At 67.3% G+C, this 15025-nt stretch carries 13 protein-coding genes; 2 read left to right on the top strand and 11 right to left on the bottom strand.

Annotated elements, in window-relative coordinates; all coding sequences use genetic code 11:
* Positions 1-14: 14 nt before the first annotated feature.
* The 8 genes from G7Y50_RS01640 to G7Y50_RS01675 all read right to left on the bottom strand — a co-directional run bounded on the left by G7Y50_RS01640 (position 15) and on the right by G7Y50_RS01675 (position 9052).
* Positions 15-1316 carry a radical SAM protein gene (locus tag G7Y50_RS01640; protein WP_165054829.1) on the bottom strand — a complete coding sequence of 434 codons (1302 nt, stop codon included), beginning with the start codon at positions 1314-1316 and terminating at the stop codon, positions 15-17.
* Positions 1317-1318: 2 nt separating this feature from the next.
* A complete protein-coding gene (locus G7Y50_RS01645; RefSeq protein ID WP_165056917.1) occupies positions 1319-2476 on the bottom strand; it encodes a (Fe-S)-binding protein in 1158 nt (385 codons plus the stop codon).
* Between the two features lie 86 nt (positions 2477-2562).
* Complete coding sequence (locus tag G7Y50_RS11875) at positions 2563-2835, bottom strand: hypothetical protein (RefSeq protein WP_206214725.1); 273 nt, start codon at positions 2833-2835, stop codon at positions 2563-2565.
* Between the two features lie 20 nt (positions 2836-2855).
* On the bottom strand, positions 2856-3305 hold the full coding sequence (locus G7Y50_RS01655) for a hypothetical protein (RefSeq protein ID WP_165054824.1): 450 nt from the start codon (positions 3303-3305) through the stop codon (positions 2856-2858).
* A gap of 32 nt (positions 3306-3337) precedes the next feature.
* A complete protein-coding gene (locus G7Y50_RS01660) occupies positions 3338-3817 on the bottom strand; it encodes a hypothetical protein (protein WP_165054821.1) in 480 nt (159 codons plus the stop codon).
* Between the two features lie 9 nt (positions 3818-3826).
* Complete coding sequence (locus G7Y50_RS01665; RefSeq protein WP_165054819.1) at positions 3827-4984, bottom strand: AAA family ATPase; 1158 nt, start codon at positions 4982-4984, stop codon at positions 3827-3829.
* A gap of 119 nt (positions 4985-5103) precedes the next feature.
* The gene (locus G7Y50_RS01670; RefSeq protein ID WP_165054817.1) at positions 5104-7374 is read right to left on the bottom strand and encodes a molybdopterin-dependent oxidoreductase; all 2271 of its coding nucleotides are present in this window, start codon (positions 7372-7374) and stop codon (positions 5104-5106) included.
* Between the two features lie 367 nt (positions 7375-7741).
* Positions 7742-9052, bottom strand: coding sequence for a hypothetical protein (locus G7Y50_RS01675; protein WP_165054815.1), 1311 nt, complete (start codon positions 9050-9052; stop codon positions 7742-7744).
* Between the two features lie 938 nt (positions 9053-9990).
* Between G7Y50_RS01675 and G7Y50_RS01680 the strand changes: the two genes are divergently transcribed.
* Both G7Y50_RS01680 and G7Y50_RS01685 read left to right on the top strand, forming a co-directional pair.
* Positions 9991-10554 carry a hypothetical protein gene (locus tag G7Y50_RS01680; protein WP_165054812.1) on the top strand — a complete coding sequence of 188 codons (564 nt, stop codon included), beginning with the start codon at positions 9991-9993 and terminating at the stop codon, positions 10552-10554.
* Between the two features lie 192 nt (positions 10555-10746).
* Positions 10747-11643 (top strand): prenyltransferase, encoded by an 897-nt coding sequence (locus tag G7Y50_RS01685; protein ID WP_165054973.1) that lies wholly within the window; start codon positions 10747-10749, stop codon positions 11641-11643.
* 21 nt (positions 11644-11664) lie between these two features.
* On the opposite strand, the gene gluQRS is transcribed toward G7Y50_RS01685, so the two are convergent.
* The 3 genes from gluQRS to G7Y50_RS01700 are packed head-to-tail and all read right to left on the bottom strand — an operon-like array spanning position 11665 to position 15016.
* On the bottom strand, positions 11665-12690 hold the full coding sequence (gene gluQRS, locus G7Y50_RS01690) for a tRNA glutamyl-Q(34) synthetase GluQRS (protein ID WP_241156499.1): 1026 nt from the start codon (positions 12688-12690) through the stop codon (positions 11665-11667).
* Positions 12691-13272: an indolepyruvate oxidoreductase subunit beta gene (locus tag G7Y50_RS01695; RefSeq protein WP_165054810.1), complete on the bottom strand. Its 582-nt coding sequence runs from the start codon at positions 13270-13272 to the stop codon at positions 12691-12693.
* Between the two features lie 13 nt (positions 13273-13285).
* Positions 13286-15016, bottom strand: a complete 1731-nt coding sequence (locus G7Y50_RS01700) for a thiamine pyrophosphate-dependent enzyme (RefSeq protein WP_165054807.1) — start codon at positions 15014-15016, stop codon at positions 13286-13288.
* Positions 15017-15025: the final 9 nt, after the last annotated feature.

The following is a 15025-nucleotide window of genomic DNA, read 5'->3' on the forward strand; positions in this document are numbered from 1 at the left end:
CGCTCTTCCGCGCGCTACCGCTGCGTCGGGTAGGGGTACAGCCTCTGCCCTTCGGCGTTCGTCAGATGGTAGGCGCAGAACGGCACGGTTCGCCCGTCAGGGGCCTGCACGCCTAAGTTGCAACGTTCGACGCGCTTGGCGTCGAACGTCCACGCGTCCATGAAGCACATCACGAGGATCGGCAGGCCCCGCGGGATGGCCCCGCGGTACTTCCGCAGCGCGACGTCCACGAAGGTCGAGCCCTGGGTGCTCCCGTCGGCGAAGAAGTCCTTGTACTCCTGCTCGCCGATGCTTTGGGACAGCGGGATGAAGAACTCGTCATCCCCCACCAGGTAGGTCGAGCAGTCGCACAGCGGGCTCACGCAGTTGAGCGGGTAGAAGTCCCGGGCCTTGACCATGCCGTCCGTCTGCTCCTCGATCATCTTGACGACGTCGCCCATGGTGATGTGCCGCTCCCGCTCCACGTCGAACCGCCCGGAGAAGAACGCGGGCTGGAAGGAGATTCCCTCGATGACGTCCATGTTTCCCATCGCGAAGCGGATGATGTCGGCGAGCTGGTGGTCGTTCACCCCGCGGACCACCGCGGGAGCCAGGATGACCGGCAGGCCCGCCTGCCGGCAGTGCTCGATGGCCTGCATCTTCAGCTCGTGGACGCCCTCGCCCCTCAGCTTCTCCGTCACCTCGCTCGTCACGCCGTCGAACTGCAGGTACACGTTCGAGCAGCCGGACTCCCTGAGGAGGTGCGCGTAGCCCGGGTCCCGCCCGAGGGCGATGCCGTTCGTGTTGAGCTCGACCACCTCGAAGCCCGCCTCGTGGGCCGCGGCGATGATCTCGGGCAGGTCGGCGCGCACCGTCGGCTCGCCGCCTGTGATCTGCAGCGTCGCCTCGGAGTACTCGCGTTGGCGTATGCCGCGCATCTGCTCGACGAGCTCCTCGAAGGAAGGCTCCTTGAGCTGCTCGCCGGCTGACATGAAGCACACCGGGCAGCGCATGTTGCAGCGGTACGTCACCTCGATCTCGGCGAGGGATATCCAGTTTCGGTGGGACGAGCACAGGCCGCAGTCGTGGGGGCATGACCCCGACGACGGGGTCTGGGCGGCGCGCGTCTTGGCGGGAAAGTCGAAGCCGGAGCACCACTCGTAGTGCGCGGCGTCAGGCCAGACGTACACCTCGAAGTCGCCGTGCTCCGGGCAGCTCTTGCCTTGGTACACCTCGCCGTCCCGCTCGTACACGACCGCCGGGATGCTCGCCAGGCAATGCGGGCACACGCTGCTCGTCTCGCTGATCACCCGCGCGTTATCCGGAACCTGAAACATGGTCACCTCTCCTTGGCAAGGGGGCGCGAATGCGCCAGGCGGTGCTCGTTGCGCGCGCCCTGGTCCCCCTGCCACATCAAATCCATCTTCCGCCTGCACTCCGCGCGGTCGATCTCCTGGTCGAGGACAAGCTCCAGCACGTGCCTCACCCTGCCGCTTGCCGGCGGGACGTCAAGGGTGCTGCAGCTTGACATGCAGGCGCAGACGCACCAGTCGGCGCCGGTGCGCGCGAACTCCTCCGCTCGGCGCTGCGCGCGAACCTCCCGCATGGTGAAGTCGAACAGCGAGACCGCGCCCCCCGACCCGCAGCACCGCGACTTGTCGCCGCAGCACTCCATCTCCCTGAGGTCGTAGCCGGAGAGGATCTCCCTCACCCATGCCCCGAGCTGCGTTCCGCGCGCAGGACACGAGTCGTGGACGGAGACGGTGACGCCCGGGCGCGCCGGCGCCTTCACCCCCGCGCAGGCCAGGCGCTCGTACACGGACGTCACGCGCACGCCCAAAGCCTCTCCGCGGCTTTCGAGCTGCGCCAGGCAGTTCGGGCAGGCTACGAGGACCTCCTCGTAGCCTGCGTCGGCTATGCGCTCCCACAGCCCGTCGGCGAAGCGCTCGTAGCGGGTGCGCAGGCCCATCTCCGCCAGCGGCATGCCGCAGCAGTCGGGCAGCAGCGCCACCTTCGCGCCGCACACGCCGTCCAGAAGGCGCATGAGCGCCGGGAGCAGCTCGTACCCCTCGTTGAACAGCGAGCATCCGGGCATGAAGGCCAGAGGCGAGGACGCCACGCGCTCGGAGGGGACGCCGAGCGCGTACGTGTCGCGAAACAGGCTGATGGCGTTCCAGTCGTAGTCGACCCACATGGCGCGATAGCGCTCGACGTCGATTCTCCCCTCGGCTATGAGCAGGGACCGCATCGCCGTCACCATGTCGGCTATCCTCACCTGGGCGGGGCACGCCGTCTCGCAGCGGCGGCAGAGCGCGCAGCGCGGTATGAACCACTCCTCCCGCATGCCGAGCTCCCCGGCGAGCACCTGCCGTGCGAGCGACCCGGGACGGGCGGGGTCGATGGCGGGAAGGATGTCGCAGGATGCGGTGCACGCGCCGCAGTCCAGGCACTTCGCCGCCTCCGCCTCTATCATCTCTCTCGCGTCGCCTGTCATCATGCTGAGCATCCTCACGCTCGTCGGGCGAGGTCGAAAGCACCTGCATGCAAGCGCTTTCGACCTCGCCCGATCATCACCTCAACGGACTAGAAGTACACCGCGTTGTCGTCCTTCGGCGCAGCCGGAGCCCCGGGCGCCATCGGCACCGAAGGAGCCGCGGGGGCCGCGGGGGCGGCAGGGGCTGCGGGTGCCGGCATGCCCGCCTCCTTGGCCGCCATCTGCGCGGCCACGTCCTGCTCGCTCAGCGGCGTCATCGGGGCGAAGCAGCGAGCGCACATGGTCGCCTCGGGCAAGTTGTTCGTGCCGCACTCCGGGCACTTGTGGTCAACCTGGTTGACCGTCGCAGGTCTAAAGCACATGGATTCCTCTCCGTTTCTTCTTACAGGCCCTCAGGCTGAAGCCAGACTTCCGGGGCATCGAGCATGGGGTCGTTCTCGTTGAAGATGTTGATCGCAACGTCTTCGGGTCTGATCTGACGTGAAGGGATGCGGTGGGGGGACTTCTTGATGTACAGCTCGATCTCGCGTCCCTCCACGTAACCGCGATCCTTGAGCTGCTTGGTCTGCTCGTCGTCGAGGCAGAGCTGGAAGAGCGGGACGCCCTCCATCTTGATGGTGTTCAGCCCCGCGCGCACCTCGAGCTCGTAGTCGGCGGCGTAGGCGCCCGTCTGCCTCCTGACGCTCAGGTACACTTCCTCGTCCTGGAAGCCCATCATCAGAAGCGTGCGATAGTCAGCCTCGTCGAGGCCGATCAGGGTCTGACAGCCGTTCACCATCCTGACGTAATACGGAACGCCCTTCGTCGTGTATCCAGTCGAATCATCAATCATGCCATGCTCCTGCCTCTGTCTGATGGCCGCGGTCACCAGCCGACGACGCCATCGGTGCCCATCATGTTCTTGTTGAAGTCCTCTATCTGCCTTTGCTTCCGCTTGATCTCGTCCTCTTTCCAGTCCTTCGCGGCCACCTGGCCGACGTCGAGCTGGAAGTCGGCGTTGAGCCGGTCGACGAACACGCGCACGCGCGCAAGCCAGCGATCGAACTCCCCCTCCATGCGGCTCGTGGACGTGAGGCCCTGCCGGAAGTACTGCGCGCCCATGGTGTTGGTCATGGCCTCCAGCTCCGCGCGGGCCCACGTTGACAGCCCGCCCTCCTTGAACGCGTTGTTCTTCGGCTTGGACGAATAGATCATGTAGGCATCGGACGCTGCCTGGGAGAGCCCGCCGTACGCCAGGCGCAGCGCCGTGTGCCGCTCCATGGGGTCCTCGGTCGCCAATGCCGCCTCGTACTCGGCCTGCGCTTGGCGGAGCCGGTCGAGCACGTCGTTGATCGCCAATGCCATGAGCCTCTCCTAGCCCTCGAAGAACGCCTCCAGCGTGTCGCGGTCGGAGATGGAGATCTCCTCGGCGAACGTGGCCTTGCTCTCGGACCGCTTGAAGTTGTAGAGCTTGACGTCGTCAGCGGCGATGACGCCCTCGCCCACCATCTGGTTGAGCCGGCGAAGGATGTGGTCGGAATGGCAGGTGATGGCAACCTGCTTGCCCTCGTTGGCGATGTCGACCAGGATCTCGGCGATGCGGCGCTGCATGACGGGATGCAGGTGCATCTCAGGCTCCTCGATCATGATGAGGGTGCCGGGCTGGTACAGCGTGCCGAGCACGATCGCGGCGATGGACTGGTTGACGCCGTAGCCTGAGTTCACGGCGCTGACCCACATGCCGCCCTCGTCGAGGTCCATGACCACGCTCGGGCCGCCCATGACGTAGGGGTTGATGTTCACGCCGATCTTCGACAGGCGGTCCTGCATGACCTCGAGCTGGTTGCGGACGCCCGGGTAGCGCTTCGCCTCGTTGATCTTGTACATGATCAGGTTCGACAGCCACTCCTCGAGCAGGGAGTGGTCGCCGGCGCGCTTGGACACGTCCTCGATGGTCGGCGCTCCCGCGAGCAGCGGATAGCTGTACTTCGTGAACCCGCGGTTCGAGGAGAGGTACAGCATGTTCGTGAACCAGTCGTAGACGAGCTTCTGCCCCTCGACGGCCTTGGTGATCTCGGCGCGATCATGCACGAGGTACTCGCCGCCGCCGTAGCCCTTGGCAGCCTGGGAGAGGAAGACGCGGTGGTAGGGCTCGATGACGCCCGGCGCGGTGCTGTCCCAGCGCCATACGTGCCGTCCGTTGTCGATGAAGCTCTCCACGATGCCCCGCTCGCGGATGAGGGCCTCGTAGGTGCTCTCGCCGTAGGCCTCGTCCTCGAAGCGCGGCGCGATCTTCATGTCGAGGCTGGCATCGTGAGCATACACGATCTCCTTGTAGTCGCCCATGCGCAGCAGGTAGTCGTTGAAGGTCACCTCGTTGCGCTCGATGCTCTGCTTCATGAGGGCAAGCGACTGGAACAAGGTGGTCTTGCCGACGGAGTTCAGCCCGGTGAGCACCGTGAACTTCCCGAACTCGATGTCGATGTCTTTCAAGGCCTTGAAGTTCTCCAAGGCGACGCTCTTCAGCTGCATGGCACTCTCCTTCTCGATGAGCTGACTGACCGGTCTTCCCTCCCCGGCCGCCGGCACCGCTTGCGCGATGCCGGCGGGCCCGAGGCTGCCTCACGCGACAGCTGCGCGCGTTTTACCAGCTAGTTGCTGAAAACCGTGTTGAACGGGTACTGCGCGGCCTTGGTGACCTTGCAGAGGCCCTGCTTGATGTTGAAGCCGCCCGCGTAGGGGTCGCAGTTCTCGGGGGCCTTGTCGGTTGCCATGTTCGTGTTCGACATGAACCAGCCGCCGAGCCACGGCTCCTCCATGGGAAGCTCGGGATACCACCAGCCGTGCTGCGCGGCGATGGCGCGGGGCAGGATGCCCGAGGAGAGCTTGGCCCTCTGCAGGAACTTGCCGCGGCGCGTCTCGATCCAGCACCAGTCGCCGTCGGCGATGCCCAGGTTCGCGGCCGTCTCGAAGTGGATCTCGAAGTACGGGTCGCGGCAGCGCGAGCGGAAGCCGGAGATCTGGCGATACTCGGAGTGGTACATCGGCATGAAGCGGGAGCCGGCGATGAGGATCAGCGGGTACTCCTTGGCGATCTCCGGGGTCCTGACCGGCGACTCGAAGGGCTCCTCGTAGTCGGGGACGGCGGACTCGGGGCCGCAGAGCTTCTCCATGATGGTCGAGTGCAGCTCGACCTTGCCCGTCGGCGTGGCGAAGCCGTACGGCTGGCCGGTCTCGGGATCGAGCTCCTCATGCCACTTCGGCACCGGCGGATGGAGGTAGCGGCGCTCGACGCACTCGTCGAAGGTCTTGTACCCGAGCGGCTCCATGATCCACAGGGCAACCTCTTCCTTGTCCTTCCAGTGCCAATACTCCTTCACGATGTCCTCGGGGAAGTACTTCTCGGCGATGGCCTTCCAGAAGCTGTAGTTGTCCTTGCGCTCGTACATGGGCTGCACCGCGCGGTAGCCCCACCAGTTCACGTCCGCGCAGCCCCAGAGGGCGTACGGGAAGGACAGGGGGCGCTCAAGCCACGTCGCGCCCGGCAGCACGTAGTCGGACAGCGCCGCGGCGGGGGTCATGAAGTACTCGTGCGTGACGATGAGGTCGAGGCACTTGAGGGCCTGGTAGGTCTGCTTCGTGTCGGCCACCATCGAGAACGGGTTGCCCGCCTGGATGAAGGAGGCCTTCACGGCCTGCGGCTTGCCCGTGATCATCGCGTTGTAGGTGATGGCGGACGGGGCGGAGCAGTTGTAGTTGTACACGGACGCGTAGTCGCGCTTGTACACGCGGGACTGGGCCTCGCTGATCAGCTCGTAGCTCGCCCACGTGTGGATCGGGAAGGTCTCCTGGCCGCAGGTGTGGCGCTTGGACTTCGGAAGCAGGTCCGGACGGCCGAGGTCGTTGGTGTGGCGGAACTTCATGTAGTGAGGCGCCACCAGCGAGCAGCCGCCGGAGACGTTCATGTTGCCGCAGATCGCGCGCAGGAAGCCCTTGAGGCGGTTCGCGTCAGTCGCGTTGCGGCCGATGGTGTCGGTCGCGAGGCCCCAGCCGCAGGCGCCCGGTCGCGCGTTGCCCCACATGCGGGCGGCGGCGCGGATCTTGTCGGGATGCACCCACGTGATCTGGGCGACCTTCTCAGGCGGGTAGTCCTTGACGCGCTCCTTGAGCTCGTCGAAGCCGTAGCACCACTTCTCGACGAACTCCTTGTCGTAGAGCTCCTCCTCGATGATGACGTTGAGGAAGCCGAGGGCCATGGCGCCGTCGGTTCCGGGGCGCAGCTGCAGCCAGAGGTCGGCCTTGCGCGCGAAGTCAATGCAGCGGGGGTCGACGACGATGAGCTTCGCCTTGCCGAGGGCCAAAGCGTCGAGCTGCTGCCAGGTCTCGGGGAAGTCGCCGGACTCCATGAGGTTCTTGCCCCAGGTGAGCATGACCGTGCTCTCCGGGCCCGCCGAGGGGCTGGCGAAGTTGCCGTAGATCATCGAGTCGGCCGTCATCGTCGGGCACCAGCAGATGTCGCAAGCGCCTACGTTGACGTTGGGCGAGCCCAGCAGGTTGAAGAACAGCGCCGCGTACCACTCGTCGGTGCGGCCCGTGCCGCGCTGCAGGACAACGGACTCCTCACCATACTCGTCGACGATCTGGTGAAGCTTCTCCGCGATCTCAGTTGCCGCCTGCTCCCACGTGATGCGCTCCCACTTGCCCGAGCCGCGCGCGCCGACGCGCTTCAGCGGGTAGTTGATGCGATCCTTGTGGTCATGCCACTCGGGAATGTACTTGAGTCGCTCGCATACACGCCCTGCGTTGTTCGGCGAAGTCGGGTCGCCTTCGAGCTTGGCCAGACGCCCGTCCACAACAGTGGCAAGCAAACCACATCGCTCATGACTGCTGTGACATAGAATCGGTTTGACCTCTGTCGCCATTTCCTTCTCCTCCTTCTTCTTTCTCTTCCATTTCCTGCACTACTCTTGCGAGGCCTCTTGACCTCACCCTTTCAACGTATCGAAGAACGGGGGCCTTCGCCATCAACAGTATCTCCCGTCTGTTCGTTACCCCGACACCGCCTGGAAAGCGCCGCCTAAGGCAACACCGGCCCCCGAATTGTCCACGGGCGCAAAGGGGGATGAAGCGCGCTGCGGACAGCTTGCGCATGCGGGCGCGTCGCGAACGGCGCGGGGAGCGCTCGCAGGTCGCCCGTCCGCGTCATCCTGGGCTAAGCGCCCGCAGGGCGCGGAGTCGAAAGGCCTGGCCGCAAGCAGCTTGCGCATACCGCACGCGTGCCGCCTCTCCTCAGCCGAACGTGAGGACCGCCCGCTGCGCGGCGTGCTTGTTCGCCTTGAGCCTGCGCGCCTTCTCGCGGATCTCGTACATATGGCCGCCCTGCTCATACTGCTTCCTCAGGCTTGAGGCCGCGGCTACCCTGCCGCCCGCCATCTCGAGGAACACCTCGTCAACGTCGGCGTCGGCGAGCTCGAGGCCGAAGTGGTCCGCGTAGGAGTCGAGGGCGAACCCCTCGAGGATGGCCTCGCGCGCCCGGTCCATGAGGTAGGTGCCGAACGCCTCCCGGTCCATGCCCTGCGTCGCCAGGTAGTCGTCGAGCGGCAGGTTCCGCTGCTCGGCCTGCCTGCTTATCTGGAAGATGAGGTCGTTGACGACCTTCTCGTACAGGGCGTCGGAGATGTGCATGTCGAGGCGTCGGGACAGCTCCTGCGCCACGGGGCGCAGCAGGGCCTCCTCGTCAGGCTTTGCGCGCTCCTGCGCCATGCGCGCGCGGATCGCCTCCTCAAGCTCCCGCACGCTTCCCACGCCCTCGACGTGGCTGGCAACCCACTTGTCGGTGAGCTCCGGCGGGGTGAACTCGGCGAGGGAGGAGACCGTCACCGTGCACGTCAGCGTCTCCGTGTCGTGCTCGTTTCGGGAGTGCAGGCCGAGCGCCTGGAACTCGAACGTCTTCGTCTCCCCGCGCCTCATGTCCGTGATGTTCTCGTCGAACTCCGGGGAGAACCACCCCTCCCCTATGTCGAACGAGCGGCTCGGCGACGTCAGGTGCTCCACGAGCTCCGCGCCCCTCAAGGTGGTGATGGCCACGTTGACCCTGTCGCCCGGCCTCACGGGCCGATCTTCCTCGACCTCCGCATACGCGGCGTGGTCCAAGACGATCTGCCTGAGATAGCCCTCGACCTCCTCGTCAGTGACCTCGCTCTTCGGCAGCTGCACGCGAACCGGCTCATATGACGCGAGCGCGTAGCGCGGCTTGCGCGTCACCTCGACGGCAAGCGCGTAGGGGACGCCCTGCGTCGGCTGAGGCGCGTCGACCACGACGGGATCGAGGATCGTCTCGAAGTCAAGCGCGTCCACTATCCAGGGAACGAGGATGGCCGGCACGCCCTCCGCGCAGCGGCTCTCGACTTCGTCCTGGCCGAGCTTCTCGAGCAAGAGCGTCCTGATGTCCTCGTCGCTCGTGGAGTCCACGGCGTTCGTGTAGGCCAGTATGCGCCTGACGACCTCGAAAACGCTGCTGACGTCCGCCGCGGCGAACGACGCCTCGACGCGAACCTTCCCATCGCCCTCGTCAACGAGGCTCATGTGCTCTGGCTTCATGACCGCACCCCTTCATGTCGAAACGCCGTCTGGTCGCCCCGACGGGGCGCGGGGAGCGCACCTGCGGTGCCAGCTTCTCAGCGCTCGGGGGCTTTATTCAAATCTATCGTTTTGAGCTGGGGATTCGTAGTCAGCAAAAATCTGGGCGTGTTTAACATCGCGACATTGCCGCGCCGTGTGTTGCCTATGGGAACACATCGAAGAAACTGTCTGGCACGTTTGCGCGCATCGGCAGCGACTGCCTGGCACGTTTGCGCACATCGCCAGCGACTGCCTGACACGTTCGCACGCACGGCGGCGACTGCCTGGCGCGTTCGCGCGTACGGCAGCGAATCCACGCGCAGCACGAATGCCTCTCTCTCATGCCCTGAGCGAGCAGCCCCCGTGTCATCCGAAAGCGTCCGCGCTCCCTTGTCATCCGAGAGTGTCCGCGCTCTCCTCAGTCATTTGGGAGCGCATCCCCCTGCCATCCTGAGCGAGCAGCCCCCCCCCGTGTCATCCTGAGCGAGCGAAGCGAGTCGAAGGATCTGGCCCCGGGCATGGCGCGCTCGCATGCGCAACCCCCTTGCGACCAGATCCTTCGACTGCGCGCCCTGCGGGCGCTCCGCTCAGGATGACACGGGGTGGATACCTGACACGGGCGCTTTGCTCGGGACACGGGGTGGGCACCTGCGAGGCCTGTCCAGGATGACAGGGGCGCGTGCGCCAGAGGGCGCTTTGCCCAGGATGACACGGGGTGAATACCTGACACGGGCACTTTGCTCGGGACACGGGGGGGGACACCTGACGCGGGCTTCGCTCGGAACGCGGGATGGCGCAGAGGGCCTTCGGCTAACCGTTTTGCCCTTTCACCGTGGGGAGGGGCGCCGGATGGTCTATCATGGTCTGCGTGGGAAAACGAGGACCGCCGCGCGCGGCGGGACGAAAGGGGAAGCAACATGAAGATGAAGAAGCTGATCGCCGCGATCCTCTTGGGCGCTCTGCTCACCTTCTCGCTCGTCGCCTTCACCGGCTGCGGCTCCAACGACGAGCAGGTCATCCGCGACGCCATCACCGACGAGCTCAACTCTTACAAGACGCTCGACGACGAGGTCGTGAACACGCTCATCGCCGACATGGACGCCGACGAGCTGTCCGACTACGGCATCGACGGCGCCGAGTTCATCAAGTCCTACCTCGCGGGCTTCGACTACACCATCGACAGCGTCACAGTTGACGGCGACACTGCCGAGGCTGTCATCACCATGACCTGCAAGAGCTACTCGGGCTTCGAGCAGGCGCTCGAGGAGGCCGCCACCGGCATCATGGAGGACGAGAGCCTCATGGACATGAGCGAGGAGGAGGTCAACGACCTCATCGGCTCGACCATCATGGACGCGCTTGACAACGTGGAGCTCGCGCAGACCGAGCCCATCACCATCGCGTACACGAAGAACGGCAACGTGTGGGAGCCCGCAGCTTCCACGAGCAACGACGTTGCCACCGCCCTCATGACCAACTAGCATGCAGCCCGTGAAAGCCGCCTGCTTATGCGGGCGGCTTTCTGTTGCCCGAAGGAGGCGACTCCCATGAGCGAAACCACCCCGGAGCGCACGAACGCGCGCCGCCCCGCGGCAGAGTCCCCGGCGCAGCCCGCAGCCTCCCTTGCCTCCGCCCCGCGCGACCGCGCGGCGTACGCGCGCCTCACGCCTCGGATGGCGTGGCTCCTCGCCGCCCCCCACACCTGGCCAGCATCGATCCTGCCCGTGCTTTTGGCCTGCGCCTGCGCCTACGCCACGACAGGCGTGCTCTCGGCGACCATGGCGTGTGCGCTGCTCGTCATCTGCGTCCTCATGCAGTCGGCCGTGAACACGCTCAACGACTACTTCGACTACGTCAAGGGAACCGACTCGAAGGAGGACAACGTCGAGGCGTCAGACGCCGTCCTCGTGTACAACAACGTGAACCCCGCCTCCGCCCTGCGCCTCGCCCTCGGCATGCTCGCCGCGGCGTTCGCTCTCGGCATCTACCCCATCATGCAGGCGGGCTGGATCCCGCTCGCCATCGCGCTCGTAGGCGCGCTCATCGTCTTTCTGTACTCGGGCGGCAAGACGCCCATCTCGTACCTGCCCATCGGCGAGCTCGTGAGCGGGTTCGTGATGGGCGGCCTCATCCCGCTCGCATGCTACCAGGTGCTCACCGGCAGCCTGGACGGGCGCGCGCTTCTGTGGGCCGTTCCCACCGTCATCGGCATCGGGCTCATCATGCTCACGAACAACACCTGCGACATCGAGAAGGACGTCGCGGCGCAGCGCAAGACGCTTGCGGTTCTGCTCGGACGCGCGCGGGCCGTGAGGCTCTACCACGCGCTCATGTACGCATGGGTGGCGGCCGTCGTCGTCATCGTCGGCGTGTGGTTCTCAGGCGGCCTCGTCGTCATGCCCTTCATGCTGCTCGCCGTCTACCCCATCGCCAACGCGCTGCGCAAAAACCCGCTCGTGAGCCCGGCGCGCATCGGGGCCATGGCGCAGATCTGCAGCCTGAACGTGGCGCTCGGGGCGTTCTACGCCGCCGCCGTGCTCGCAAGCCGCGGCATGACGCTCGTGCTCTGACGCCGCCGGCGCAGGGCTTCCCTACCGCGCCGCGCCGGCGCCCTCTGCTCCCTCCCCGCCGCCAGGCGGATACGCGATGGCAATCTGGCCGCGCCAGCGCCGTGCGAGGGCGTCAAGGTCGAAGCCTTCCAGCAGCTGCTCGGGCATCACGGGCTCGTCGGCCGGGATGAGCCCCGCCGCGTACGCCACGTGCCCCACCACGCCCGCCGGCGTCTTGAAACGCGCGAGCAGCTCGTCTAAGGCCGCGTCGCGGTTGCGCTTGGCGAGGCGGCGCCCGTCAGGCGCCACGAAGAGCGGCACGTGCGCGTAGCGCGCATGCGGAAGGCCGAGCAGGTCCTGCAGGTACACCTGCTGCGGCGTGGAGCATAAGAGGTCAACCCCGCGCACCACCGAGCTCACGCCCTGCGCGGCGTCATCGACCACCACCGCGAGCTGGTAGGCGAACGCGCCGTCCGAGCGGCGCACGAGGAAGTCGCCGCACTCGCGGTCGAGCCGCTGCGCGTAGGGGCCCTGGATCTGGTCGTCCACCTCGATCACGCGCTCGTCCACGCGCAGGCGGCACGAGGGCCGCCGCGCGGGCGCGCCGGTTGCACGGGCCTCAGCCTCCAGGCGCTCGCGACGCACGGCGCGCTCGGCGTCCGTCAAGCTCCGGCACGTGCCGGGGTAGACGTGCTTCTCCCCCTGGTGAGGGGCCGAGGCCGCGTGCAGGTCGGCGCGCGTGCAGAAGCAGGGGTAGGTCAAGCCGCGTGCGGAAAGCGCGTCGAAGGCGGCGCGGTACGCCTCGTCGCGGTCGTGCTGGTAGAAGGGGCCGGCGTCCCACGTGAGGCCGAGCGACTCAAAGTCGCGCTGCACCGCGTCGCGAAACCGCGGCTTGGAGCGCTCGCGGTCGAGGTCCTCGATGCGCAGGACCATGTCCCCGCCCTGCGACTTGGCCACGAGCCAGGCCATGAGCGCGGCGAAGATGTTGCCCGCGTGCATGCGCCCCGTCGGCGAGGGGGCGAAGCGCCCGACGACGCGCGTCCCCCCTGTGCGGGCGACGTCGCGCACCTACGCCTCGTTCAGCACGAAGGCGCGGCCCGCGGCGAACGCCGCGAGGTTCGCCTCGACGGTCTTCGGCGGCACGCGGCGGGAGATGGTGTCCTCCCAGGCGCTCACGGGAAAGTCGAGGCGCGCCGAGAGCGCGCCGAGCAGCACCACGTTCGACGCCTTCACGTTGCCCGCCTCGCGCGCAAGGCGCTCGGCGGGGATGAGCAGCGCGCCGAGGCCGACGAGGTCCTCGCGCGCGCGGGCCGGCATCTGCGCCTTGCCGGTGAGCACGGGCAGCGACTTGATGGCCTCGTCGTTCACCACGAGCGAGCCGCCTGCCTTGAGCTGCGCCTGGTTGCGCAGCGCCTCGGTGGTCTCGAACGACACGATGATGTCGGCGCAGCCGAGGTCGGACACCATGGAGGCCACCTCGTCGCCGAAGCGCACGACGGTGGTCACGGCGCCGCCGCGCTGGGCCATGCCGTGGATCTCAGACACCTTCACGTCGAGCCCCGCGGCGAGCGCCGCGCGGGCGAGCAGGTCGGCTGCGAGGATGGTGCCCTGGCCGCCGACGCCGCACAGCAAAACAGTTGTTGCAGACATGACTGGAACCTCCCTACTCTGCGACGATGGCGTCGAAGCGGCAGTACTGGGCGCACTGGCCGCAGCCGATGCACAATCCGGCGTCGATGAACGCCGTGCCCGTCTCGGCGTCGCGCGCGAGGGCCGGGCAGCCCAGCGTCGTGCACACGCCGCAGCCCGTGCATGATGCGCTCACGGCATACGGCGGGCGGCGCTTGCGCTCGAGCAGGACGCACGGCGCGCGGAAGATGAGCACCGACAGCGTGTCGGCAGCCGAGGTGGCCTCCTTGAGCGCCGTGCGCACCGCCCCCATGTCGTGCGGGTCGACCACGCGCACGTCCTCGACGCCGAGCGCGCGCACGACGCCCTCGAGGTCGAGCTCGCGGCTCGGGCGCTGCTGCAGGGTCACGCCGTTGAAGGGGTTGCCCTGGCGGCCCGTCATGGCTGTGGTGCGGTTGTCGAGGATGCACACCGTGCCGCTGCCGCAGTTGTACACCGTGGAGATGAGCGAGCTCAGGCCCGAGTGGCCGAACGTGGAGTCGCCGATGACGGCCACCACGGGGCGGTGCTCCTCGCCCGCCCAGGCCAGCTCGAAGCCGTGCGCCATGGAGACGGACGCGCCCATGTCGACGCACGTGTCCATGGCCGCGAGCGGCGGCAGGGCGCCGAGCGTGTAGCACCCGATGTCGCCGGTGACCACGGCGCGCAGGCGCGTGAGCTCCTTGAACACGAGGCGGTGCGGGCAGCCCGGGCACAGCGCCGGCGGGCGGGCGGGGAGGTCGTCGCGGGCGGGCAGATGCTCGGGCGCCTCCAGGCCGAACGCGGCGCGCACCAGGCCCGGCGACAGCTCGCCGTCGCGCGGCAGGCCCTGCGGGAACGCGCTCACGTCAACGCCGCATGCCGCGACGCCGCCCGCCAGGTACTCGGAGGCCTCCTCCACCACGTAGAGCTCCTCGACCGACTGGGCGAAGGCGCGGATCGCGTTCGCGGGCAAAGGCCAGGTCACGCCGAGCTTCAGGACGGACGCCTCGGGCAGCGCCTCCCTCACGTGCTGGTACGCCGCGCCGGCGCAGATGACGCCGACCTTCCCCGCGCCCTTCGTCACGACGTTGTAGGGACACTCCTCGACCCATGCGCGCAAGGCCTCGATGCGCTCGAGCTGCACCTTGCGGCGCGGCTTCGCGAACGCGGGCATCATGACCCACTTCTGCGGCGCCTTCTCGTAGGGCTTCGGCTCAAACGCCACGCGCTCGCCCACCTCGACGGGCGTCTTGGTGTGGGACACGCGCACCGAGGAGCGGATCATGAACGGCACGTCGAAGCGCTCCGAGAGCTCGAAGGCGTCGCGCGTGAACGCGAGCGCCTCGGCGGAGTCAGCCGGATCCATCATCGGGACGTGCGCCGCCTGCGCGTAGTAGTGCGAGTCCTGCTCGTTCTGCGACGAGTACATACCCGGGTCGTCCGCGGCGAGGATGACCATGCCGCCGCCCACGCCGGTGTACGCCGCGGTGAACAGCGGGTCGGCCGCCACGTTCACGCCGACGTGCTTCATCGTGGAGATCACGCGCGCGCCGGCTGCCGACGCGCCGAGCCCCACCTCGACGGCCACCTTCTCGTTTGTGCACCACTCGGCGTACACGCCCTCCTTGCGCCCGAAGCACTCGAGCGTCTCCGTGGAGGGAGTGCCCGGGTACGCCACGCCGATCGTGGCACCCGCCTCCCACGCGCCTTGGGCGATAGCCTCGTTACCTGACAACAGCTCCATACCACACCT

Source organism: Adlercreutzia sp. ZJ176 (genome assembly GCF_011038975.1).
Classification (GTDB): Bacteria; Actinomycetota; Coriobacteriia; order Coriobacteriales; family Eggerthellaceae; genus CAAEEV01.